The following is a 24747-nucleotide window of genomic DNA, read 5'->3' on the forward strand; positions in this document are numbered from 1 at the left end:
TACTTGAACAATTTTAAATCGTTATCATATAGGGTCTGTTGTTTATAAATAGCCATATCTCCCTGTGCTAATCAAAACAACACCTAAATTTTCATCAATACATAATTGAGATGTTTTATGAGCCAAAGTCATATCCGTATTCGAGGCGCACGTACCCATAACTTAAAAAATGTGTCACTCGATATTCCACGCGACAAATTTGTGGTGATTACGGGGCTATCAGGTTCAGGAAAATCTTCTCTTGCCTTTGATACCTTGTACGCCGAAGGACAACGCCGTTACGTCGAATCACTTTCGGCCTATGCTCGTCAGTTTTTATCGCAAATGGAAAAGCCTGAAGTCGACTCGATTGAAGGTTTATCTCCAGCGATTGCCATTGAACAAAAATCTACCAGTCATAACCCACGTTCAACGGTGGGTACGATTACCGAAATTTATGACTATTTACGTTTGCTTTATGCACGTGTCGGCACGCCCTACTGCCCTGAACACGACTTGCCGATGGTTGCGCAAACCGTTTCTGAAATGGTCGATGCGGTAAAAAACCTTGAGGAAGGCACAGCACTGATGTTGCTTGCCCCTGTGGTACGTGAACGTAAAGGTGAATACAGTAACCTGTTCGAACAACTACAAGGTCAAGGTTTTGTACGAGCGCGTGTTGATGGTGAAATCATTGATATTGATACGCCACCAGAACTCGACAAAAAGAAAAAACACACCATTGAAGTTGTGGTTGACCGCTTCAAAGTACGTGATGACTTAGGTAACCGTATTGCGGAATCATTTGAAACTGCATTGCGTTTAGGTGGCGATATTGCTGTTTTATCATGGATGAATGGCGAACACCCAGATCGCGTTTTTTCTGCAAAACACTCGTGCCCTGAATGTGATCGCGCAGTCGCAGAGCTTGAGCCGCGTTTATTTTCATTTAACAACCCGTTTGGCGCCTGCCCTGTTTGTGATGGCTTAGGTACCCGTAGCCACTTTAGCTCTGAAAAGCTCATTCCAAATCCTGAGTTGGCAATTAGCGAAGGTGCTATTCGTGGATGGGATCGTCAACGTCCTTATTACTATTCAATGCTACAAAAAGTTGCCGACCACTTCGGTTTTCAACTTGATACGCCTTGGAACCAGTTAGATAAAGACACTCAAAAGAAATTCTTACAAGGTACGGGTAAAGAAAAAGTCGATTTAAGCTATATCGACGAACGTGGCCGTAAACATACTCGCGTGCAACCATTTGAAGGAATTTTGCCACACCTTGAGCGTCGCTACCGTGAAACTGAAAGTAACTATGTACGTGATGATTTAGCTCAATATTTGTCTAATGCAGCGTGTGATGCATGTGGTGGTTCACGTCTTAATGAAATTTCACGTCATGTTCGCGTTAAAGATAAAACGATTGCCGACATTACCCGCATGTCGATTGGTGATGCTGAAAGTTATTATCAAGATTTAAATCTTGAAGGTGCTAAGGGTGAAATCGCCGATAAAATCTTTAAAGAGATTCGAGAGCGTTTACATTTCTTGGTGAGTGTTGGACTTAACTATTTAAGTTTAGCTCGTTCTGCCGAAACGTTATCGGGCGGTGAAGCACAGCGTATCCGTTTAGCCTCACAAATTGGTGCCGGCTTGATGGGCGTCATGTATGTACTCGATGAACCATCAATTGGCCTACATCAACGCGATAACGATCGTTTATTACAAACCCTCATTCGCTTACGTGATTTAGGCAACACGGTATTAGTCGTTGAACATGATGAAGATGCGATTCGTGCGGCTGACCATATTATTGATATTGGTCCGGGTGCTGGTGTACATGGTGGTGTGATTATTGCTGAAGGTACTTATGATGAATTGGCTAAACATGCCGACTCACTCACAGGACAATACCTTTCTGGCAAACTCAAAATTGAAGTGCCAAAAAAACGTACTGAATCACCACGTCCAGATGAATTTATCAAACTTTCTGGTGCAGCAGGCCATAACTTAAAAAATGTCGATTTAACCATTCCACTTGGCATTATGACTTGTGTGACGGGTGTTTCAGGTTCGGGTAAATCAACACTGATTAACCGTACTTTGCTTCCATTGGCTGCAACACAGCTCAACGGTGCAACGACTTTAACAGCTGAAAAGTTTGATTCAATTGATGGTCTACAACATCTAGATAAAGTCGTTGATATTGATCAAAGCCCGATTGGCCGTACACCGCGTTCTAACCCTGCAACGTACACAGGGCTATTTACACCAATCCGTGAGTTATTTGCTCAAACGCCAGAAGCGAAAGCTCGTGGTTATAGTGCAGGCCGTTTCTCGTTTAACGTGAAAGGTGGACGCTGTGAAGCCTGCGAAGGCGACGGTATGATTAAAGTCGCAATGCACTTCTTACCAGACATGTATGTACCTTGCGATGCATGTCATGGCAAACGTTATAACCGTGAAACGCTTGAAGTGGGTTATAAGGGCAAAAACATTTCTGACGTTTTAGAAATGACGGTTGAAGATGCTGCCGAGTTCTTTAGTGCAATTCCAGTCATTCACCGCCGCTTAGAAACCTTAACTCAGGTCGGCTTAGGCTATATTCGTTTAGGTCAGGCTGCGACTACACTCTCTGGTGGTGAAGCGCAACGTGTAAAACTGGCACGTGAGTTAGCAAAACGAGATACGGGTAAAACCTTATATATCTTGGATGAACCTACAACAGGTCTACATTTCCACGATATTGCTAAGTTGCTCGATATTTTGCATGAGCTACGTAACAAGGGTAATACCATTGTGGTGATTGAACATAACCTTGATGTCATTAAAACAGCAGACTGGGTTGTCGACTTAGGCCCTGAAGGTGGTTCGGGTGGTGGTATGATCATTGCCGAAGGTACACCTGAACAAGTCGCTGAGGTTGAAATTTCCCACACGGGTCGCTTCTTAAAACCGATGCTTAAATAAAGTTTAATTAAATTAGGCTAGAAGGTTAAATGACCTCTAGCCTAATTATTATTCACCTAATTCTTCTTCTAAACTCTCTAAACGACCATAATTAAATTTATGTGCGGGAATAAAAATATAATCTAATTCTGAAGTATTTATAAAAATTGTCCTATGATATCCCTCTGTAGGTAAATAGATAATTTCGTCTGCATCTTCTGGATCTATTTCAAGACAGGAAAAAGCCTCATACAACTTGCGATCCTCAAACATCGGCTCTCTTCTCATTTTTCCATTAGTAAATTGCCATTGAATTTCTGTTGCTCTGGCATACAATTTTTTTAATTGTTTAGATGCATCTCTTTTAACCTTTTCCCTATCTTCCTTCTTTATATGATCTTGTTCAATTAATGCATCTAACTCTTCTTCGGTTAAAAGTATTTTCTTTACATAGTTTTTTACTTTTTCTTCACTTATTAGATCTTTTACATACTCTAAACACTCAATATTCTCTATAACCAGCCATTCCTCATCTTCAATTCTATCCAATCCTAACCAATCTTTATATTTTTCAGGACCAAAAGTATCAAATGCTTCACTTGAGAGATAAACATCTTGTATTGAAGCTCGACGAATAAAGGCGATTCTATTATCTAAAGATTCAACAACTATAAAGTCGCCTTTACTATTCAATCGATAGTGTAGTCTAGATCTTTCAGCCTCAGTAATTGGGAATAAAAGCCCTTTTCCAGATCTGAAATGAAATGCTATTTCTCCAAAATATGTATTTTCATCACTAATCTCATCATGAATTCCTAAATTATCAAAAGGTCGAGGATTACCAAGTATTTCATCTACAGTTGAATTTAGAATTTTCGCTAATTTTGCTTGCTTACTCTTAGGAATAGAGGCAGCTCCAGATTCCCAACGTTGATAATTAGGTTGGCTGACTCCCATAGCTTCTGCAACTGCAGTTTGAGTCATCATGTTTGCTAGACGAACTTTTTTTAAAGCTGATAATTTCATTGTTAAAAGTTATACGTATAAATTATACAAAAAGTTATACTCTATTTAAAACTATGTCAACCCGCTGAAAACAAAGTCAAAAATTCAACTATAAAAATGGATAGAATATTTCATAAGATAAAATTAAAAGAAAACCAAATAATTAATTGAAAATATTATTAAAAAACAGAATTTTGAATTCTAATGGTAAGGTAAGAAAATCTGCATACACAAATTAAGTTATATAAATTCTTTTATGAAATAGTAATAAGACCTTATCCCTCTACGACATTTCGTCCCCGAGCTTTAGCTTTTAAAAGTGAACGGTCTGCTTTTTCTAACAGTTCCATCCAGCTTGTTGCTCCAATCGCAAAACCAATACTGACCGATACATGCAATTTTTCATGCGTATTAGATAAATCAACTTCTTCTAAAGAAATCGCAATACGAATTTTTTCTGCCAATAGACGGGCATCTAAAAACGGTATCTGCTCTAACAAGATTAAGAACTCATCACCACCATAACGAACGATTAAATCTGAAGCACGCACATTCGCTTTTAACTGATCTGCAATACGGCTAATGACTTGATCACCCACAATATGACCATATTGATCATTCACATCTTTAAAGCGATCTATATCAATAATCATCAAACAGGTTTTTGAAAATTTATTTGGATAACTCTCAACAATTTTTAAATATTCTGCTAGAGCCAAACGATTAGATACACCAGTTAAAGGATCGGTATTGGCTATATTTTTAAGTTGAAATTCAAATGCATCTCTTTGCTTGAGCATTTTTTGCAAACGATCAATTGCCTCAAACAGTGAAATAAACTCACCCTTTTTAGAATTCAAATCATCTACTGGATAGTCTGTACTCTGAGACAACTCAAGAATTAAAGTACGCGCTTGAATAAGAGGTTCAAAGACTCTTCTCTTTGCATAAATTAAAGTGAGTAAAGCAGCCGCTAAAGATATACTCGAAATAAGTAAAGTCAGAAAGAATTTCTTTTTTGCTAAGTATTTCTCTTGAACCGCAATTGAGACACTCTTATTAAGTAGAAACTTTTGTAAATCAATAACAGTGGTAAATTTACCAACAATATGGTCGGTAAGTTGATTAGCTGTTAAGTGATAAGCCTCGTGTTTTTGGCTTTCATCTAAAAGCTGACCAACAATAGGCACGCCTTTATCCAAAAACTCAGTTTTAACTCTTGAATAAAGACGATGATATTCTTGAGTCTTGGCTTGTTCAGACTGTAATGTGTCTACAAGCGCCCATAAATATCGTGCTTGTTGTTGAGTCTGCAAAGAACGGGCCCGATTGTCATTGGGAATCGTTTCTTTAAACGTGATCGGTGCAATAACATTGGATGCAGTGCGACCAGCCTGATCCCGCATATCGGTTAATACAACAATCAAAGTAAAATAGTTATTAATTTGGCTGTCTTTACTTTTTAACTGCAACATCAGCTTTTGCAACACATCTCGGCAGCTATCCCAAGCACCAAACATCGCTAAAATTGCATTATCAAGCTTTTCGGAAGTTCTCGCCTGCTTGGGTGTAGCAACATAATCATCTACAACTGTACGTGCGCGCTTTAAGTCACTCTTAAATTTAGTATTTAAAATATCAGCTAAATCCGAATAGCCCTCTTCTCTTAAAACTCGAATCGTTTCATCAATTTGTTGATCAACACTAAGACGATATTGTTTTAAATTCTTTTGGTTTTTTAGAAAGTCAGCAGAGTTACTCGACATTAATTTATTTGCTGGTGCACGTTCTTTTGATACTTTATTTGCAACTTCAGCAATTAATTTTAAGCTTTTGATTTCAATCAAAGCTTGTTTGGTTTTTAAATATTCTTGATAGCTACTGACAATAAGAGGCACAGCCATAAACAGTAACGATAGAATAATGACCAACATAAAGAAAAATAGTCGATTACTGATATGTTCTGAACGTAATCCTGACATTTCTAGTTGGTACTCCGTAAATGTCCTACCATAATCACTGCTAAAGAATGAAGTAAGTAATGCGCATCCTAGCACTTTACTGAACAGAAGTTCAGCAACAAAGCTCAGGTAATATGATTAAGGGCGTCATCTTTACATTTCATAAAATATCTCATCGAATATGTAAATGATGGAATGACTATATTAAATCTCTATTTTACAAATACAGTAAGCTTCATAATTCTATAAAAACCTGCTTTTGTTGTTAAATGGCTCTCCAAACATCAGAAACCCAACATTAAATTGGATTTATTTTTATACAAAGAAAAAACGTTAAATTTCATGTAATTTTTTTAACAAATATTAATGTTTTCTTATAGATAAAAAAAAGCTCAACCTTGGGGAAAGCTGAGCTCGTAAAGTCTGATGTGATGCCACATCGTATCTGGTAAAGTCTTACTAACTTTAAAAATGTTAGGTAGTAAACTTTGCAATTGAATTGTGTGACTTATCTCTAATTTTGTAAAGTTGATTAAATTGATCAGAATTAATTTTTTAATCGTTTTTTTGATTTAAAAACGTATTTTTTTTGCCTTATTCAATTATATAATAATTCAAAATAGATAGATTATTTAGATAAACTTATCAAAATAGTGTTAACCATTACTCAAAATTTATAAAAACTGAAACAAGAACAATATTTGAGTGGTTATTTAATAAACAAATCAACACATTGGTTAACGTTAAAACCGATTAATAAAATCATTTTTTCCAATTACAAATGTAATTATTTTTAAATCATTTGATGCTAATTCCATATGAAGCTTAAGGTTTAGCTTCTTGTTAATGCTAATTTTTTTAGTTGGTTGACATAAACCAATTCGATTGATGGTTATTTAACCATTTTTAACATAAGTGTCAAATTTCCTTAACATTACAATTCAACTATTATTGACTTCATAAATTGTTACAATACAATGACCCCAGCTTTATCTCTTGTTAACGCTGGAAATGATTATGAAAAAACTTGGTTTAGCCACTGCTGTATTATTAGCCATGACCGGTGCTCATGCTTATCAATTTGAAGTTCAAGGTCAATCTGAATATGTTGACACAACTGCAAACGATAAAAACTTCACTGGTGACGTTGCTGGTACATACTACTTAAAAAATGTTGATACCACTAAAGGTCCTTTAGCTGAAGCAGCTTTCTTGAACCAAGCTTCTAGCGTGTCTTTAGGTTACAGCTACCAACAATACGACCAAAACAACGGCTTAAACTACCGTGTAGGTACATACGGTGTTAAAGGTGAGGCATACGTTCCAACTCCTTACCTTCCTGTATATGCTAGCGCTACTTATAACCACACTGACGTTGATGGTAAAAACGCGATTTCTCGTGATGACCAAGGCGACCGTTATGCATTAGAAGTTGGTGCAATGTTGTTACCTAACTTCTTGATGACTGTTGGTTATACAAGCGTTGCTAACCAATTCGCTTTAGATAACTTCGGTATCATCAGTAACGGTATCTACTCTGCTGTTAACCAAACTGCTGCAATCCAAAACGATCAAGATGCTATTACAGCTCGTGCTAAATATGTAGGTCCAATCGACGGAACTAACATGGCAATCGGTTTTGAAGCTGCTGGTGCTTTCGGTCAAGAAAACCAATACGGTTTAAAAACTGACCTTTACTTAACTCCTAAGTTGAGCGTTGGTGCTGCATTCATCGGTAACGACGGCGTAGCAAACATCAAAGGTAATGACCTTGGTGAATTCCGCCAAGCTTGGGGTGGTAACGTAAACTACTTCATCACTCCAGCAGTAGCTGTTGGTGCGTCTTACATGAAAGCTGACGTTAAAAATGCAAGCAACGATACTCAAACTATCGGCTTAAATGCTAAATTCCGTTTCTAATTTAATTTAGAAATTGAATTCATAAAAAGGACTCTATTGAGTCCTTTTTTTATGGTTGTTAACTTCGTACGATATTTAAGAAATGTAAATGACGCTCATACTGGTCAATAATATCCTGAATCAAATCTTCTTGAGTCCAGTCCATTACATCATAGTTTTGTCCGCCCTCTCTCAAAAACACCTCGGCTTGGAAATATTGCCCGTCTTCAGCTTCAGTACGTCCAATTAAAAAACTTGGGGGTACTGTTTCACGTGAAACAACTTTATAAATAAAATTAATTTCATGATGATGATCCACTCGAAGTTGCATACCATCTTCAACTTCACTAATCGATACCTCAAGGTGACGACGCTTAAACTCATGCTTAATATTTTCAAAAGCACTATAAACTTGCTTTTCAATATATTGCTTAACCTCTTCTTCACTATGTGGATAGTGCATGATTAGGCCTAAACGTTGCTGCCAGCTTCTCGGATTATGAATTGCACGTGGGGTAATTCGAGCTTCCTGAATTGCTTGCATTTTCGTGACATCAAGATGCAAAGCTTTTATTAATCCCCAGCTCATTAAAAGCATGACCACAGTAAATGGTAATGCACTCATAATGATTGAAGACTGCAATGCAGCAAGTCCACCTGCTAAAAGTAAAATAATAGCCAGCACTGCCATGAGTACTGTCCAAAACAAACGTTGCCATGTCGGTGAGTTATCAGTTTTTGCTGTTAAGTAATCAGTAACCAGCGCACCAGAGTCAGCCGAAGTCACAAAGAAAAGAATGACTAATATTGTTGCAATAACATTCATGACACCAGACCAAGGTAAGTGTCCTAAAAACTCAAATAATGCAACTGAAGAGTCTTGCTGAACAGCCTGAATGAGAGTGGTTTGATGTTCATGAATAATGCTAAATAACGCAGCATTTCCTAAAAAGCCCATCCAGATAATGGTAAAGCCTGTTGGAATAAGTAGAACGCCTACAATAAACTCTCGAATGGTACGACCACGTGAAACCCTCGCGATAAACATGCCCACAAATGGTGACCATGAAATCCACCAAGCCCAATATAAAATAGTCCACCCCCCAATCCATCCATTTGGCTGATAAGCATATAAATTGAATGTCATGGTAAAAAGGTTAGAGATATATTGCCCTGTGTTTTGAATAGTGGTTTGAAGTAAATAAATACTAGGGCCAGCAATGAAGACAAATACTAATAATATTAAAGCTAAAACCAGGTTTAGTTCTGATAAGCGTTTGACCCCTTTATCTAGACCTAAGAACACAGATAATGAGGCTAAAATACTCACAAAAATAATCAGTAATACTTGAATATGGGTACTTTGCTCGACACCAAATAAATAATGTAAACCAGAGTTAATCTGGGTGACACCAAATCCGAGAGAAGTCGCTACACCAAATACCGTACCAATGGTGGCAAATATATCGATGCTATCACCCCAAGGCCCATAAATCTTTTTACCAATAAGCGGATAAAGAGCCGAACGAGTCTTTAGAGGCAAATTATGACGATAAGCAAAATAAGCTAATGCTAAACCGACCACAGCATAAATTGCCCAGGCATGTAAGCCCCAGTGGAAAAAGGTCACACGCAGAGCTTGTTGTGCTGCATCAATGGTCTGTGGCTCACCGCTTGGTGGGTTGACATAGTGCATGACAGGTTCAGCAACGCCAAAGAACATTAAGCCAATACCCATACCCGCAGTAAATAACATGGCAAACCATGAACCGTTACTGTATTCGGGCTGGCTATGGTCAGGGCCTAGTTTAATCCGACCTATCGAAGAACAGGCAATATAAATCAGTAGGATAAGAAAGAAAGCAACCGATAAAACATAAAACCAGCTAAATGAATCAGTGATCCACTGTTTTAACTGCTGCGTGAGAAGTTCAAAAGAACTCGGAGCGATCACAACAACTGCTAGGAATAAAGCAATAATAATGACCGTACCCAAAAAGACATTGGGATTAACATTTGCGAACCAACTCGTTTGTTTGGAAGGCATAAATCCTCCATGTTATTTTTAATGAAAATGACAGGCATAAAGCCAATAAAGACATTCAGGAATGAATAAAGCTATATCTTTCAATAGAGAAAGCTGATAATACTTTAAATAAACTTAAAGAATATTGCAGTTACAAAGGTGTAAATAAATTGAAACACCTCCTTCTTTATTTATCAGAATTCTTTTTGGGTGCATGTGAGATGTACTGTAATGCAATTAAACGCGTAACGATAAGTGCTAGATACATCACCCCACAAAACATTTGTAGCATTGCTAAAACACGTGCTGGTGGACTAAGAGGCATTAGGTCGGACAGCCCTGTTGCTGACTGCAAACTAAAGCTTAAAAACAATAAATCTAGCCAGGTTTGTATGTGATGGACATGGTTTGGATTTTGAAAGCTATTGGGAATTAATAGCTGACAAATGTTGTATAAAAACGCAAAACCCCAAGCAATTAAGGTAAAAACAGCTGCGGCTGCAAAGAGTTCATCTCGTGTTAAATATCGGTCGGCAAACATATAACGAAATAAACCATAAGCTGCCGAAAAATAAGCTAAAGCTTCACAAGTATGGGCAAAAATTTGGATCGTTAAATTGCCATAGCCTAATAAAATAAATGCTGAAGATAGAATTGCTCCACTTACAAATGTGAGACCTAAAAATGTAAACATCGGGGTTTGACGAATAACCTTAGCAATAATAAGTAAAGCAAGAACTCCCAACGCCCAAGTGAAGGTTCTATATGCCTCATTATCAAAAGTCAGCATGGCCAAAATAAGTAAAATGAATTGCACAAACAGCAACCATGCCGAAGGCAGCAATCGAAAGCTTGCCCAGAACTCGATGATAGATCGCATTTAATTATTTTCCGTTTTTTCGTTATGTTTTGAATTATAGAAAATCATACTGTACAAAAAATAGGATAAACAAGTTGTTCTTTATTAAGGAGCTTCTTATTAATAACTATATGGGAGAAACAAAAAAAGCCCCACAGGGCTTTTTATGAAATATTTAATACGTTTTGATTTTAGTGATCTGATGCACCAGAAGCACCAATACCTGTCATTGAACGTACATATTGTGCATCGAAAGCATCGCGTTCTTTTTTCGCACGTGCTGAGTTATCAGTCACGGAGAAGAACCAGCAGCAAAGGAATGACAATGGCATAGCAAATAACGCAGGACCGTTGAATGGGTTGATTGGTGTATCAGAGATTTTTAACGTATCTACCCATACCGCTTTAGATAAGATGATCAGTACAACTGCGGTTACCAAACCAACCACTCCACCGATAACTGCTCCACGAGTAGTTAAACCTTTCCAGAACATTGAAAGAACAAGTACTGGGAAGTTTGCACAACACGCTACAGAGAACGCTAAGCCCACCATGAACGCTACGTTTTGCTTTTCAAACAAGATACCCAAAATCATGGCAAAGATTGCTAAACCAAGTGTTGCAATTTTTGACATACGGAGTTCAGAAGCTGGAGTCGTTTGACCTTTCTTAAATACGTTAGCGTATAAGTCATGCGAAATTGCAGATGCACCTGAAAGTGTTAAACCAGCAACAACAGCAAGAATCGTTGCAAACGCTACCGCTGAAATGAAGCCCATGAATAAGTCACCGCCTAAAGCGTCACTTAAATGCACGGCTGCCATGTTATTACCACCAACAAGCTCAAGCTTGCCTGTCATAGCCATTTTTGCAACATCAAGGAACTGTGGGTTGTTTGATACAAACAGGATCGCACCAAAACCAATAATGAAAGTTAAAAGATAGAAGTAACCAATGAAACCTGTTGCAACCACAACCGACTTACGCGCTTCTTTTGCATCTTTTACGGTGAAGAAACGCATAAGAATATGTGGAAGACCTGCTGTACCAAACATAAGTGCTAAACCAAGAGATAAGGCATCAATTGGGTTTGCTGCAAGTTTACCCGGACCCATAATTTTAGAAGCGTCTTCAAAGCTGATGCTATGAACTTTACTAAAGACTTCAATTGATTGGGTAAACATGTTGCTGAAACTAAATCCAACTGCTTTCATAACCATAAATGCCATGAAGGTCGCACCGCTCAGTAACATCACTGCTTTAATGATTTGTACCCATGTGGTTGCCAACATGCCACCAAAAATTACGTATGCCATCATTAAGAGACCAACGATGACAACCGCAATATTGTAGTTCAAACCAAATAGCAATTTGATGAGCTGACCTGCACCTACCATTTGCGCAATTAAGTAAAATGCGACAACAACAAGTGAGCTAAAAGCAGCTAAAGTACGAACTGGTTTTTCTTCAAGGCGGAATGACACGACATCGGAAAGGTTATATTTACCGAGGTTACGTAAGCGCTCTGCCACCAAGAATAAAACGATTGGCCAACCGACCATAAATCCGAGTGAATAAAGCAAGCCATCAAAACCAGAGCTAAACACCATTGCGGAAATACCAAGGAAAGACGCCGCTGACATATAGTCACCTGCAATCGCCAAACCATTTTGAAAACCACTAATTCCCCCACCCGCAGTATAGAAGTCTTGTGCTGATTGAGTTTGTTTTGCAGCCCATTTAGTAATGAACAGTGTGAAACCAACAAAGATGACAAACATGATAATGGCATGCCAGTTGGTTGCTTGTTGCTCTGCTTCACCTAAGTCTGGGCTTGCCATAGCAACAGTTGAATAGAGCGATGCTGCACCCATTAGGGCTTTCGCTTTTAATGAATTCCATTTCATATTAGTGTAGTCCTTTCTCGTGCGTGATGGCTTCAACTTCCTTCAACGCTTCTTCACTCAATTGGTCAAGGGTATTATTTGCGATATAGGAATAGACACCACAGAGTAGGAAAGATAAAACAATAATTCCTAAACCAAGCGGGATACCCCATGTCGTTACACCACCACTAAAGGAACTCATCAAAAATTCTTTGTTGTAGCCCACAAGTAGCATAAAGCCCACATATAGCACTAACATGATGATTGTGAGCGTCCAGCTTAATGCACTTTTTTTCTTGACCATTTTTTGAAACTTTGGATTGCGTAGAATCTGTTCTACTTGGCTCTGATCCATAACCAAACTCCTTACCTAGTGCCCAACCTTGGTCACTTTTTTTTAATGTATTTTTTCATAATTAAAGTTAGCAAGATTCCAGCTTAGTCGTAACTTAGACTTTGGTCGTTAAAATTTAATCAATTTATAGCTTTGTTTCGGCATAGGTTATGATAGACACAAGGTTTCACTTACGTAGGTCATATGAACAGCTGGCTGATTATTGGGGTTCTCACTCTTTATATTGCGCTTTTATTTGTCTGTGCTTTTTTTGGTGAGAAGCATGCCAGTCGTCTCGGCACACGTGGCCGCATGTTTTTATTTAGTTTAACTTTAGGTGTTTACTGCTCTTCATGGACATTTTATGGCGCAACTGGCGCTGCCGTTCGAGAAGGCGTTATCTTCCTACCTATTTATTTAGGGCCACTTTTATTTGTCTGGTTTGGTTATGACATCTGGCGACGTTTAGGCCGAGTTCGTCAGCACCATGCGATTTCCTCGATCGCTGACTTTGTCGCAGCACGCTATGGTAAAAGTGGTGTACTCGCCTCGTTAGTAACTATTCTTGCCGTTATCGCGATTATTCCTTACCTCGCATTACAGCTACGTGCTATTGCTTTAAGTACTTCTGTCATTATGGAGCAAAACTCGCATATTCATACCACTACCAATAGCGTGTTATTGCTCACCAGTGTACTCGCAATTTTGGCCATGATTTTTGGTACACGGCAAATTGCAAACACGGAACAACATGGCGGCCTTATGCTTGCTGTTGCATTTGAGTCGTTCGTGAAGTTATTTGCCTTATTGTGTGTGGCTTTATTTTTTATTTTTGAATCACCAGCTAACCTGAGCCAAATGACCTCTGATGTAAACCAGACTTTTCAGGAAGTACAGCTCTTTGGTGTCCCTGAAACTTTCTGGATTCAAACTTTGCTGGCAGGCTTAGCCATTATTTGTTTACCACGTCAGTTCCACGTGGCAGTGGTTGAACTACGCGATGAAAAGCATATTCGTGGTGCTCGTAAGTGGTTCGCGGTTTATCTCATTTTGACTATTCTTGCGATTATTCCAATCGCAAGTTGGGCTTTGCATGCTGCACCCAAATTCCTGACCGTACCCGATGTGGCTGTACTGTCCTTACCTTTAAGTTATAACCAAGAGTGGCTCGCTTTATTGGCCTTTTTGGGTGGCTTTTCAGCCTCCACAGGTATGTTACTGGTGTCGTCAGTTGCATTGTCTATCATGCTCAGTAACGACTTAATTATGCCTGCCTTATGGCGTTTTAAATTGCTGTCGCGTCATGATAAACATTTACCTAAAGTTCTAAAGTTCAGCCGTCGTATTAGTATTGTCGCAGTAATGCTACTTGGCTTCTTATTTTTCCATTTCTTTAATGATATTAACCAGCTTTCAGTATTTGGATTATTGGCGTTTAGTGCTGTAGCACAGTTTGCACCTGCACTGATTGGTGGGTTGTATTGGCGAGGTGGAAGTCGTCAAGGTGTCTACGCTGGACTCATCGTTGGATTTTTAATGTGGAGTTACACCTTACTCTTTCCAACCATATTACGTAGCTTACCAGAAGCCTATCAGGAAACTGCGCAAAGTATTTTGCTCTTCGGCCCATTTGGCATAAATGCTTTACGTCCAGAGTCACTTTTTGGTTTTGAGTCATTTGCTCCTTTAACTCATGGCGTGATTTGGTCGCTCGGTTTAAATATTCTGTTATACATCTGGATTTCAAAAATTTATCGTCCAAGTGTTGCTGAACAAATTCAGGCAGAAAGCTTTTTTTATTATGAAACAAAGCCTTTACCTTCACCGCATACCTCTACCGATTTAACTTACCTTCCACATGACGCAGCTCGCTTAAAAGTAGGTGATCTATTTGCCTTAGCCAAAAGAATTACAGGTGAGCAGCCAACCACACAAGCATTCGAGAACTTTTGTGAGCAAAACCATCTCACACTCAATCCAAATACGATTGCCAATGGCATGTGGTGGCGTTTTACCGAGCAATATCTAGCAGGTATTATCGGTGCAGCTTCTGCACGTACCTTGCTGACCACAGCAATGATCAATAACGGCCTCGCTTTAGGCCAAGTCGCTAATATTTTAGACCAAGCCTCACAATGGCAACGTTTTAATCAAAATCTGCTCATGACCATGATTGACCACATGACCCAAGGGGTCAGTGTAGTTGATAAAAATATGTGTTTGGTCGCGTGGAACAATCAATATTTAAAACTATTTGGCTATCCAAAAGACCTTGTTTATGTGGGCTGTCCTATTGCCGACCTAATTCGTTATAACGCTGAACGTGGCGAATGTGGTCCCGGTTCAGTCGAAGAACATGTGCGCAAACGTCTTCACTGGATGAAAGTCGGCAGCGCTCATGAGTTTGAACGTATCCGTAAAGACGGCCGCGTAATTCAAATGCGAGGTAACCCAATTTCAGGCGGTGGTTTTGTCACCACATTTGCTGATATTACCGCTTTCCGTGCGAACGAAGCCGTACTTGAAGCTCGCGTAAAAGATCGAACTCAACAGCTTGCTGATGCTTTATCTGAACAACAACTTGCACGTGAGCAAGCCAATATGTCCAAGAGTCGATTTATTGCCGCGGCAAGCCACGATCTTTTACAACCCATGCACGCTGCTCGTCTGTTTAGTACCGTGCTTGAGCAAAGTATTTCGACAGAAGAAGACCGCCAAACGTTACAACAACTTGACCGAGCACTTTATGGTGCCGAAAGTATGTTGTCTGCCCTGCTCGATATTGCTCGTTTAGAAGGTGGCAGTATCCAGCCAAAAAGACAGCATTATCCTTTGCATGATTTACTCAGTGACCTTGAGTTGCAGTTTAAATCGATCGCTGCACAGCGAAACATTTCACTAAAAGTTCATGATGTATCGTTCTGGATTGATACCGACCCACAGTGGATTCGTCGTATTATTCAAAACTTTGTCAGCAATGCCTTACGCTATACTGCTAAAGGCCGAGTAGTCGTAGGTGTACTCCGTTCTGCACAACAGCCGAAACATATTCGAATTGGCGTTTGGGATACCGGACCAGGTATTGCCGAAGAACAACGAGTTAAACTGTTCCAAGAGTTTGAACGTTGTGGGCATTTATCACCTTGGGGTGAACAAGGCTTAGGATTAGGGCTTGCGATCGTACAACGTATGACTGGTTTGCTCAATTACCCAGTTCACGTTTACTCAGAGTTGGGTAAAGGCTCATGTTTTATAATTGAAGTACCTATTGTCGAGCCACCAAAAGTTACAACACCAGCTGTACAAGCTGTGCCTTTAAAAACCAAAGCGTACCGTATTTTGTGCTTAGACAATGACGAAACGATTTTAGAGGGTATGAGTAGTTTATTAGGCCGATGGGGTTATCAGGTATTCAAAGCTACTGAACCTGAACAGGCTTTAGACATTATTCAAAAAGAGAATATTCAGGTTTGGCTCATCGACCAACACTTAAATAACAATCAACTTGGTGTTGATTTTATTAATCAAAATCGTCAACACGATGTTCCAGTTGCTTTAATTACTGCTGACTCTCATCCTGAGTTACCACAGCAATTAAAAGAATTAAATATCGTTTTACTGAAGAAACCTCTTAAACCTGCCTCATTAAGAGCTTGGTTATCTGGACTTAAAATTGCCAACACAACTGACTAATTATTTTCATCTCTCAAGCTTTCTATAGGTTTGGGAGATATTTTTTGGCAAAAATTATGTGGTTAATTTAAGCAAATAGGCAGAACTGCTCAAAAAGTCTTCTTTTAGGCCATGAATGATTGACCAAAGTTTCCAATGCTTACTTTCCTATGGCAAAGCTCACCTTTTTTGTAAGTGAACACGTGTACACCTAGTTACAATTTAATAAATATCTGTTTTTAAAAAATATTATTTACTTAAAAACACCATATAAGACTTTAGTCGTATTCTACTTGCATTCTTCATAGCACATAAATATTCCAAACGTATTTTATATTTGAACTTACTTCTGCCTATAGCCAGCTCTTGAATTAAAGCAAAGGACAACTGCCATGAATATTTCTGATAACAACCCGCAAGGGCAACTTTCATCTCAACAGTTTTATCGTCAATATAGTGCTAATGCCTTACTTCCAGAATTAGATTGGCAAAGTATTTTTCCTCATAGCAAGCTTAGCGAATCGCATATCAAAGCACTCAATACAATTTATCAGTGTGCTGTACCACTCGCGCTTAATGTATTTCATGATCTAAATTTTGATGTATTTGCACCTGCTGCTTATCATCCTCAAGGTTTAGGTTTATTTGATAAGTTAGCTCAACAGGAAGAGAATTTTCTAAAAGTTCTTAGTGCTGAAAGTGAAAATCTTGACCATGACACACGTCATCAAATCTGGAGTATGCTTCTACGTGGTGGTGCTGTTTTAGTTTTCAAAGCTTGGCTAGGTCATGTCAAACTTGGCGAAAACCAGTTAGATATGACTCAGTTTGATGAGCTTTCTGACTTACTGTTTATTAAAACACCTCCACATCAACTTGCTGAACGTCTGCATGTTGATGAAAAAGCAAAACTTGACCATATCTTCTTAATGTATGGCAATGACATTTTCCTTGATCGATTCAACAGTCTGGAAACAGCTGCCCTGTTTGTTGATTTAGGTGTTTATGATGCAGCTTTCTTAAGCTTGCGTGATGACCGTGTAGCTGAATATTTAAAAAGTAAAGGCTATGTGACCCAAGAACAGATCGATGATTTGCAATGTGCTCTTAACCCACTGTACTGCGACAGCCTCACACCTAAGCAAGATTGCCTTGCCTAAGTGGAACATAAAAAAGACCTCAATTGAGGTCTTTTTTTATTTTTAAATTTTCTTATCTTCAATATTTAATGCACTAATTGCTAATACAGCTTGGGTACGATTTTGTACACCTAATTTTCTAAAAATAGCGGTTACATGCGCTTTAATGGTTGCTTCTGAAACATCGAGTTCATAGGCAATCTGTTTATTTAGCAAACCTTCAGCAACCATCATCAAAACACGGAACTGCTGAGGGGTTAAAGACTGAATACGTTCCGCTAAAGCAGTTTCATCTGCCGCTCTTGGATCAAGATTAAGATTTGACGGTAGGTTTGGTGGTAACCAAATTTCGCCATCTAAAACTTGACGAATCGCCTCACCAATATGACTTGGATGAGCCGATTTAGGAATATAACCCATCGCGCCATGCGCAATTGCACGCTGAATTATTGAAGTTTCTTCATGCGCAGAAACTACAATAATTGGAATAGCAGGATACTGAGCTCTTACATAAACGAGAGCGGAGAAACCTGAAGCACCCGGTAAATTTAAATCGAGTAACACTAGGTCAGGTTCTGCCCCATTTTCCAAACGCTCATAAAACTCATCAACCGAAGCTGTTTCATGAATTTGTGCCTGTGGCAGGCTATAACGTACTGCTTGAATTAAAGCATGACGAAACAAAGGATGATCATCAACGATTAAAATATTCATAAGCGATTAAAGTAATCTTGAGCATAAGTATGGCCTATTGTAACCCTACTATTTAGATGAAAGATACGTTCATCGTATCCATTTTTATGCAAAATATTGATAAATGCATAACTTAGACAAAATTTTCAGATGTTTTTTAACTTTTAATAAAAATTAATCTGTTTTTTATATAAGCTTCTTTTTTATTATAAAAAATATATCACCTATAATTATATAAAATAAAAACAGTAGCTTAATAGAAAACCAAACTATAAAAATCCATGATTAATCTTTTATATTTAAAACTGATAAGGTTGACCAATTTCGTTATTTTACAGTTTATCGTTGATGTTGATTAATAAGTCCAATGTTCTTTTTTAGGCTTAGGACCAAATTATGACTGGTATCACATCACCAAAACCTTTAAATATTGTTGCCGTTTCTGGTGGCTTAAATACCCCATCTAAAACCGAAAGTCTGGTTCAAGCCATTCTTGATGAATTATCAGAAGCAATCGATGTTAAAGTTCATTTTATTAAATTAAGCGAAATTGGGCCATTACTTGGTGGTGCATTTTATCGCAATCAACTTCCGCAGCGTGTACAAGATGATCTTGCAGCGGTTGAAGCAGCAGATGCTCTAATTGTCGGTACTCCTGTTTACCGTGCCTCTTTTACTGGTCTTTTCAAACATTTCTTCGATTTTGTTGAACAAACAGCTTTAGTCGATGTGCCTGTACTTTTAGCAGCATCGGGTGGTAGTGATCGCCATGCTTTAGTACTAGAGCATCAGCTTCGTCCATTATTTAGCTTCTTCCAAGCACAAACTTTACCAATTGGCGTATATGCAACAGATCGCGACTTTACCCCTGAATATGCGGTAAAAAGCGAGCAACTATCTGACCGTATTACGCTAGCAGTGGCTCGTGCATTACCAATTTTAGAATGGGCACCAGCAAAAGGTAAACGTGCAGAGGTAATCAAATCTAAGACTCAGCAAGCAAATCAAGAACTTGGTATTAACAAGCAAATTGAGCAAGAAGAAGTATTACCTTCAGCAGCTGTACCAAACCTTGATGCAGCAGAGTCTCGTTTGCATCACAAGTCTGGTAAATCATTAACGCATGTTGCCTAAGCGCAATATCGCTAAATAAAAATAACGAATGGGAGAGCGCACCATGAAGCAATTACAACAACCGATTAAATTTGCTTATTGGGTACCGAATGTAAGCGGTGGCCTTGTTGTGAGCAACATCGAACAGCGTACAGACTGGAGTTATGACTACAATGTTCGACTTGCTCAGGCAGCCGAAAACAATGGTTTTGAATATGCGCTCACTCAAATTCGTTTTACGGCGGGCTATGGGGCAGAAAACCAGCATGAATCCGTGAGTTTCAGTCATGCATTACTGGCAAAAACTGAAAAGCTTAAGGTGATTGCGGCTATTCTGCCCGGCCCTTGGAAACCGGCACTTGCAGCTAAACAGCTCGCGACAATTGATTATCTAACTGAAGGCCGTATTGCGATTAATGTGGTGAGTGGCTGGTTCAGAGGCGAGTTTGATGCGATTGGTGAGGAATGGCCAGAGCATGACGAGCGCTATGTTCGCTCTGAAGAGTTTATTCGTACGCTAAAAGGAATCTGGACCACCGATAACTATAGTTTCGATGGTAAATACTACCAGTTCCAAAACTACACGCTTAAACCAAAGCCTTTGCAAAAACCTCACATTGAAGTCTTTCAGGGCGGCAGTTCACGTGCCGCACGTGACATGGCGTCTCGTGTTTCTGACTGGTATTTCACTAACGGCAATACTGTCGAAGAAATTCAAAAACAAGTAGAAGATATTCGTATCAAAGCAAAAGCCAATAACCATCAGGTCAAAATTGGTGTGAACGCTTTCATTATTGCTCGAGATACCGAAGAAGAAGCAAAAGCGGTACTTCAAGAAATTATTGATAAAGCTAATACTGAAGCCGTAAATGCCTTTGGCGATGCAACACGTGAAGCAGGTGCAGCCTCTCCAGAGCAACAAGGTAACTGGGCAAAATCAAGTTTTGAAGATTTAGTGCAATATAACGACGGCTTTAAAACCAATTTAATTGGTACACCTCAGCAAATTGCAGAGCGTATTGTGGCGCTTAAGAATGTAGGTGTCGATTTGGTACTTTCCGGATTCTTACACTTTATTGAAGAGGTGGAATATTTCGGAGAAAAAGTTCTACCGCTCGTTCGTGAGTTAGAACTTCAACAGGAAAAGGAGGTAGAAATCCAAGCGAAATCAGCCTAAAAAACTCCAGTTAAAAACAGCGCAAGATAATAAAAACAACAAATTAAAATAAAGATTTATTGGCTCCAAGACTCGGCTTGGAGCTTTTATTTTTTAAGGTTTCTTAACTTCTCGAACGACAGTTTCAACTGAATAGCGACACCATTTTGAAAGAACCTCAATAAATTCATTTAATGCTGCAGGTTCAAAATGACTGACAATCATGTAGCAAGCATTGCCCATGACTTTAAAGCATTCATCTATTTGTTCGTATTGCTTTACTAAATTTTCAATTTCTTCAAAAGCGCGTTGTTCATTTAGATGCAAATGAATAAATTGTTTATACGAATATTGAACGGCAATGGTGTAATTTTTGATAACCCCTGCATCCATTAATTGAGCAATTCGAGTACCCACAGCCTGGCCCGTCCGGTGAACTCGCTGCCCGATTTCTTTATTGGTTAAGCGGGAATCTTGCTTGAGTAATGCAATAATTTTTAGATCAATCGGGTCTAATTCAATATTCATTTTTCATGGCGAAAGAAAACTGGCGTTAATGCTTTCATAGGACTATAGCCGATTTTGCCAGTAGAGAATAACCTTGTTTTATCTTATACAAACAAGAGTGTTCTCATGAAACAAGCACTATTAGTTATCGATGTTCAAAATGATTATTTTAAAAATGGCAAAATGGAATTGGTTGGACCAGATCAAGCGCTCGATAAAATAAAGCAGCTTGAACAATATTTTAACGAGAAAAATTTACCGATTATTTATGTGCAACATATTAACCCGCCACAAGCGAGTTTCTTTCAAGAAAATACAGATGGGGTTTTACTTCATCCTGAACTTAGTGCTGGCAGTGATTCATTAATCGTGACAAAGCATTATCCAAACAGTTTTTTAGAAACCAATTTAGAAGAACTTTTAAAAGCGCATCAAATTGAACAACTCGTGATTACAGGCATGATGACACATATGTGTATTGACTCAGGGACACGTGCAGCCAAAGAACTTGGCTATCAACCCATATTAATTGCAGATGCTACTGCAACACGTGACTTAAGCTATGCTGGAAAGACTACAAAAGCTGAAGACGTACAAACAGCTTTTTTAACTGCGCTGAGTACGTTTGCGAATGTACAAAATACTGCTGACTTTTTAGCAAACACTTAATGAATCTCAATAAAAAAGCCCCAAATGGGGCTTTTTAAAATTAGTTTTGCTTATCGGGATAAACCGTTGCAATTAACTGATCTACTACAGCCGGTTCAGCCAAGGTTGAGGTGTCACCTAAACTATCAAGCTCGTTTGCCGCGATCTTTCTTAAAATACGGCGCATAATTTTACCAGAACGCGTTTTCGGTAATGCAGGTGCCCAATGCAGTGCATCTGGCGAAGCTACTGGCCCGAGTACTTTACGTACCCAGTTAATTAACTCTTTACGCAGTTCTTCCGACTCTGGCACACCCGCCTGTAAGGTCACGAAAGTACAAATGCCCTGTCCTTTAATATCATGGGGCATACCCACTACCGCTGCTTCTGCTACTGACTCATGCGAAACAAGAGCACTTTCAATTTCAGCCGTACCTAAACGATGGCCTGAAACGTTTAAAACATCGTCAACTCGACCTGTAATCCAGTAATAACCATCTTGATCACGGCGAGCACCATCACCTGTAAAATAAGTATTTTTAAAGGTAGAGAAATATGCCTCAATAAAGCGATCAGGATCGCCCCAAATGGTACGCATCTGACCCGGCCATGAATCTTTAATTACAAGATTCCCTTCAGCGGCACCGTCTAGTTCATTACCTTCACCATCTACAATGGCTGGTTGGATACCAAATAACGGACGTGTTGCCGAACCCGGTTTTAATGCTGTTGCACCTGGCAATGGCGCAATCAAAATACCACCTGTTTCGGTTTGCCACCATGTATCAACAATTGGGCAACGGCCTTCGCCAACAACGTTGTAGTACCAGTTCCAAGCTTCTGGGTTAATTGGCTCACCAACCGAACCAAGTAAACGCAAACTGCTACGATTACTTTCACGTACATACGAATCGCCTTCTCGCATCATGGCACGAATCGCAGTTGGCGCTGTATATAGAATAGAAACTTTATGTTTATCGACCACGTGACCAAGACGTGCCCATGTTGGATATTGAGGCACACCTTCGAACATTAAGGTCGTCGTACCATTTGCCAACGGACCATAAATCAGATAGCTATGTCCTGTAATCCAACCAATATCAGCTGTACACCAGTAAACATCATCTTGTTTTAAATCGAAGACCTCTTTAAATGTACTGGTTACATAGACTAAGTATCCACCCGTGGTATGCAACACCCCTTTAGGTTTTCCTGTCGATCCCGAAGTATAAAGAATAAATAAAGGGTCTTCTGCCTTCATTGGTTCTGGAGGACAGTTTGCATCTACCTCCATAATAATGAGGTGATACCACAAATCACGACCCGGCTTCATTTCAATCGGGTTTGCATTGCGGTAAACCACAATCACGTTTTCAACGCACTCAGTACCCGGCAATGCTAAAGCCAAATCAACGTTTTCTTTGAGGGGTAATAGTTTTCCAGCACGTAGGCTTGAGTCTGCAGTAATTACTAGTTTAGCTTGGCTATCTTCAATACGACTTGCCAACGAGTCTGGCGAGAAGCCACCAAATACCACGCAGTGAACCGCACCAATACGGGCACAGGCCAACATAGCAATTGCAGCCTCAGTCACCATTGGCATATACAACACAACACGGTCACCTTTACCAATGCCATATTTCTTTAAAACGTTGGCAAAGCGGCAGACTTCATCGTGTAATTCTTTATAAGAAACGATTTTATGACGAGAAGGATGGTCTCCTTCCCAAATAATGGCGGGTTTATGAGGATGTTCTTTTAGATGCCTGTCTAAACAGTTTGCTGATACGTTCAACTCACCATCAGCAAACCATTCAATTTTGAAATTGTCTTTGTCAAAACTGGTATTTTTAACTTGGGTAAATGGCTTTATCCAATCGACAATTTTAGCTTGCTCTGCCCAGAATTCATCTGGGTTCTCGATAGAGTGTTGATAACGTTTAAAGTAGTCTGCTTCAACAGTACGAGCTGTTTTTTTAAATTCCTCTGGTACTGGATAGATCTCATTCATACGCAACTTCCTTGATCTTGTGCATCCCATCTCGAGACTGTGGCTATTATTTTACTGGATCTTATTTGCATGCCTTTGCAGTATGATGACTCTTTCAAAGTCTAAACAATGCGACTTTGGTCATATATTGATCACTTGCTCAAGCACACGAAATTGTGAACATTTTTATAAAATTAAGTTGATTTAAAACATTTGTCTATAGCTTTTACTTTTATAATTTTTTCAAGATTTGATGGTTTTGATCATCAACAAAGATTATTTTGTCTCTCATACGCAACACAGGAATAAAATAATATGTTTGCCGAAACGCCCTCTTCACGTCCACCACAACTTCCATTTAAAGACAGCCCTTTTTCAATTCATGGTCGCTTTAACCGCATGAGTTATTTGGGTGGCTATGGCCTAATTTATTTAGTCACTCTTATAGGTTATTTCATTCTGGCCTCATTTCTTGGAAGTTTTCAGCTTTCAAGTAATCTATTTAATTTTGAGTTTTACAGTTCTCTTTCTGGCGTAAGTGCGTTAGTGGTCTGGGCTTTTTGGCTATTTTTGATTTATTTAAATATTGTTCTCGTTGTTCGACGTTTGCACGATTTAAATAAAAGTGGTTGGATGGGGCTGCTGTTATTTATTCCAGTCGTACAGTTCTTTTTCATGATCTATTTATTGCTTGCTTCCGGTACAGCAGGTCCAAATCAATATGGTCCAGCTCGACCTTCAACCTTTATTGAAAAACTGATGGCTTGGTTTATTTTATTGGCTATTTTGATTAGCCTTATTTCTACCGCAGGCTTTTTTTACTACTTCTCTGGTACCGATACTATTCAAACCCCAACACAAATTTTACAAAAAGGAACGCAATACTTTTAATTAAAAAACACTTTATTATTTAGTTGAACTCATTATAGTA

At 38.9% G+C, this 24747-nt stretch carries 17 protein-coding genes; 8 read left to right on the top strand and 9 right to left on the bottom strand.

Annotated elements, in window-relative coordinates:
* Positions 1-117 precede the first annotated feature (117 nt).
* Positions 118-2949, top strand: coding sequence for an excinuclease ABC subunit UvrA (uvrA, locus tag B554_RS0113700; RefSeq protein WP_019458503.1), 2832 nt, complete (start codon positions 118-120; stop codon positions 2947-2949).
* 48 nt (positions 2950-2997) lie between these two features.
* Here the strand turns inward: uvrA and B554_RS0113705 are convergent, their stop codons facing one another.
* Both B554_RS0113705 and B554_RS0113710 read right to left on the bottom strand, forming a co-directional pair.
* Positions 2998-3954 (bottom strand): helix-turn-helix domain-containing protein, encoded by a 957-nt coding sequence (locus tag B554_RS0113705; protein ID WP_025465223.1) that lies wholly within the window; start codon positions 3952-3954, stop codon positions 2998-3000.
* A gap of 254 nt (positions 3955-4208) precedes the next feature.
* Positions 4209-5915: a GGDEF domain-containing protein gene (locus tag B554_RS0113710; protein ID WP_019458505.1), complete on the bottom strand. Its 1707-nt coding sequence runs from the start codon at positions 5913-5915 to the stop codon at positions 4209-4211.
* Between the two features lie 996 nt (positions 5916-6911).
* On the opposite strand from B554_RS0113710, the gene omp33-36 reads away from it, so the two are divergent.
* On the top strand, positions 6912-7814 hold the full coding sequence (gene omp33-36, locus B554_RS0113715) for a porin Omp33-36 (RefSeq protein ID WP_019458506.1): 903 nt from the start codon (positions 6912-6914) through the stop codon (positions 7812-7814).
* A gap of 58 nt (positions 7815-7872) precedes the next feature.
* On the opposite strand, the gene B554_RS0113720 is transcribed toward omp33-36, so the two are convergent.
* From B554_RS0113720 to B554_RS0113735, 4 genes are all read right to left on the bottom strand, one after another.
* Positions 7873-9840, bottom strand: a complete 1968-nt coding sequence (locus B554_RS0113720; RefSeq protein ID WP_019458507.1) for a BCCT family transporter — start codon at positions 9838-9840, stop codon at positions 7873-7875.
* A gap of 166 nt (positions 9841-10006) precedes the next feature.
* Positions 10007-10699 (bottom strand): ion channel, encoded by a 693-nt coding sequence (locus tag B554_RS0113725; RefSeq protein ID WP_004704983.1) that lies wholly within the window; start codon positions 10697-10699, stop codon positions 10007-10009.
* 170 nt (positions 10700-10869) lie between these two features.
* Positions 10870-12585 carry a cation acetate symporter gene (locus B554_RS0113730; protein WP_019458508.1) on the bottom strand — a complete coding sequence of 572 codons (1716 nt, stop codon included), beginning with the start codon at positions 12583-12585 and terminating at the stop codon, positions 10870-10872.
* A gap of 1 nt (position 12586) precedes the next feature.
* Positions 12587-12919 carry a DUF485 domain-containing protein gene (locus tag B554_RS0113735; protein WP_000372818.1) on the bottom strand — a complete coding sequence of 111 codons (333 nt, stop codon included), beginning with the start codon at positions 12917-12919 and terminating at the stop codon, positions 12587-12589.
* A 183-nt stretch (positions 12920-13102) separates the two neighbouring features.
* Here B554_RS0113735 and B554_RS0113740 point away from each other — a divergent pair, with 183 nt between their 5' ends.
* Complete coding sequence (locus B554_RS0113740) at positions 13103-16591, top strand: PAS domain-containing hybrid sensor histidine kinase/response regulator (RefSeq protein ID WP_019458509.1); 3489 nt, start codon at positions 13103-13105, stop codon at positions 16589-16591.
* Between the two features lie 371 nt (positions 16592-16962).
* Positions 16963-17730, top strand: coding sequence for a hypothetical protein (locus B554_RS0113745; RefSeq protein ID WP_019458510.1), 768 nt, complete (start codon positions 16963-16965; stop codon positions 17728-17730).
* 42 nt (positions 17731-17772) lie between these two features.
* Here B554_RS0113745 and B554_RS0113750 read toward each other — a convergent pair whose 3' ends face one another.
* The gene (locus tag B554_RS0113750; RefSeq protein WP_004704978.1) at positions 17773-18423 is read right to left on the bottom strand and encodes a response regulator; all 651 of its coding nucleotides are present in this window, start codon (positions 18421-18423) and stop codon (positions 17773-17775) included.
* Between the two features lie 375 nt (positions 18424-18798).
* Here B554_RS0113750 and msuE point away from each other — a divergent pair, with 375 nt between their 5' ends.
* Positions 18799-19536 carry an FMN reductase gene (msuE, locus tag B554_RS0113755; protein WP_019458511.1) on the top strand — a complete coding sequence of 246 codons (738 nt, stop codon included), beginning with the start codon at positions 18799-18801 and terminating at the stop codon, positions 19534-19536.
* Between the two features lie 43 nt (positions 19537-19579).
* Complete coding sequence (gene sfnG, locus B554_RS0113760) at positions 19580-20692, top strand: dimethylsulfone monooxygenase SfnG (RefSeq protein ID WP_019458512.1); 1113 nt, start codon at positions 19580-19582, stop codon at positions 20690-20692.
* 93 nt (positions 20693-20785) lie between these two features.
* On the opposite strand, the gene B554_RS0113765 is transcribed toward sfnG, so the two are convergent.
* Entirely contained in the window at positions 20786-21199 is a 414-nt protein-coding gene (locus B554_RS0113765; RefSeq protein WP_019458513.1) for an Lrp/AsnC family transcriptional regulator, read from the bottom strand.
* 105 nt (positions 21200-21304) lie between these two features.
* Here B554_RS0113765 and B554_RS0113770 point away from each other — a divergent pair, with 105 nt between their 5' ends.
* Positions 21305-21847 (top strand): cysteine hydrolase family protein, encoded by a 543-nt coding sequence (locus B554_RS0113770; protein WP_019458514.1) that lies wholly within the window; start codon positions 21305-21307, stop codon positions 21845-21847.
* A 40-nt stretch (positions 21848-21887) separates the two neighbouring features.
* Here B554_RS0113770 and acs read toward each other — a convergent pair whose 3' ends face one another.
* On the bottom strand, positions 21888-23837 hold the full coding sequence (acs, locus tag B554_RS0113775; RefSeq protein WP_019458515.1) for an acetate--CoA ligase: 1950 nt from the start codon (positions 23835-23837) through the stop codon (positions 21888-21890).
* A 294-nt stretch (positions 23838-24131) separates the two neighbouring features.
* Between acs and B554_RS0113780 the strand changes: the two genes are divergently transcribed.
* Positions 24132-24707, top strand: a complete 576-nt coding sequence (locus B554_RS0113780) for a DUF805 domain-containing protein (protein WP_019458516.1) — start codon at positions 24132-24134, stop codon at positions 24705-24707.
* Positions 24708-24747: the final 40 nt, after the last annotated feature.

Source organism: Acinetobacter sp. GG2 (genome assembly GCF_000292385.1).
GTDB classification, from domain to species: Bacteria; Pseudomonadota; Gammaproteobacteria; order Pseudomonadales; family Moraxellaceae; genus Acinetobacter; species Acinetobacter seifertii.

What these genes read in the sequence shown, in the direction of transcription:
- B554_RS0113725 (WP_004704983.1), bottom strand. Translation starts at nt 10,699, where the DNA reads ATGCGATCTATCATCGAGTTCTGGGCAAGCTTTCGATTGCTGCCTTCG.
- B554_RS0113765 (WP_019458513.1), bottom strand. Translation starts at nt 21,199, where the DNA reads ATGAATATTGAATTAGACCCGATTGATCTAAAAATTATTGCATTACTC.
- B554_RS0113745 (WP_019458510.1), top strand. Translation starts at nt 16,963, where the DNA reads ATGAATATTTCTGATAACAACCCGCAAGGGCAACTTTCATCTCAACAG.
- msuE (WP_019458511.1), top strand. Translation starts at nt 18,799, where the DNA reads ATGACTGGTATCACATCACCAAAACCTTTAAATATTGTTGCCGTTTCT.
- uvrA (WP_019458503.1), top strand. Translation starts at nt 118, where the DNA reads ATGAGCCAAAGTCATATCCGTATTCGAGGCGCACGTACCCATAACTTA.
- B554_RS0113710 (WP_019458505.1), bottom strand. Translation starts at nt 5,915, where the DNA reads ATGTCAGGATTACGTTCAGAACATATCAGTAATCGACTATTTTTCTTT.
- acs (WP_019458515.1), bottom strand. Translation starts at nt 23,837, where the DNA reads ATGAATGAGATCTATCCAGTACCAGAGGAATTTAAAAAAACAGCTCGT.
- B554_RS0113780 (WP_019458516.1), top strand. Translation starts at nt 24,132, where the DNA reads ATGTTTGCCGAAACGCCCTCTTCACGTCCACCACAACTTCCATTTAAA.
- B554_RS0113730 (WP_019458508.1), bottom strand. Translation starts at nt 12,585, where the DNA reads ATGAAATGGAATTCATTAAAAGCGAAAGCCCTAATGGGTGCAGCATCG.
- omp33-36 (WP_019458506.1), top strand. Translation starts at nt 6,912, where the DNA reads ATGAAAAAACTTGGTTTAGCCACTGCTGTATTATTAGCCATGACCGGT.
- B554_RS0113720 (WP_019458507.1), bottom strand. Translation starts at nt 9,840, where the DNA reads ATGCCTTCCAAACAAACGAGTTGGTTCGCAAATGTTAATCCCAATGTC.
- B554_RS0113750 (WP_004704978.1), bottom strand. Translation starts at nt 18,423, where the DNA reads ATGAATATTTTAATCGTTGATGATCATCCTTTGTTTCGTCATGCTTTA.
- B554_RS0113735 (WP_000372818.1), bottom strand. Translation starts at nt 12,919, where the DNA reads ATGGATCAGAGCCAAGTAGAACAGATTCTACGCAATCCAAAGTTTCAA.
- B554_RS0113740 (WP_019458509.1), top strand. Translation starts at nt 13,103, where the DNA reads ATGAACAGCTGGCTGATTATTGGGGTTCTCACTCTTTATATTGCGCTT.
- B554_RS0113705 (WP_025465223.1), bottom strand. Translation starts at nt 3,954, where the DNA reads ATGAAATTATCAGCTTTAAAAAAAGTTCGTCTAGCAAACATGATGACT.
- B554_RS0113770 (WP_019458514.1), top strand. Translation starts at nt 21,305, where the DNA reads ATGAAACAAGCACTATTAGTTATCGATGTTCAAAATGATTATTTTAAA.
- sfnG (WP_019458512.1), top strand. Translation starts at nt 19,580, where the DNA reads ATGAAGCAATTACAACAACCGATTAAATTTGCTTATTGGGTACCGAAT.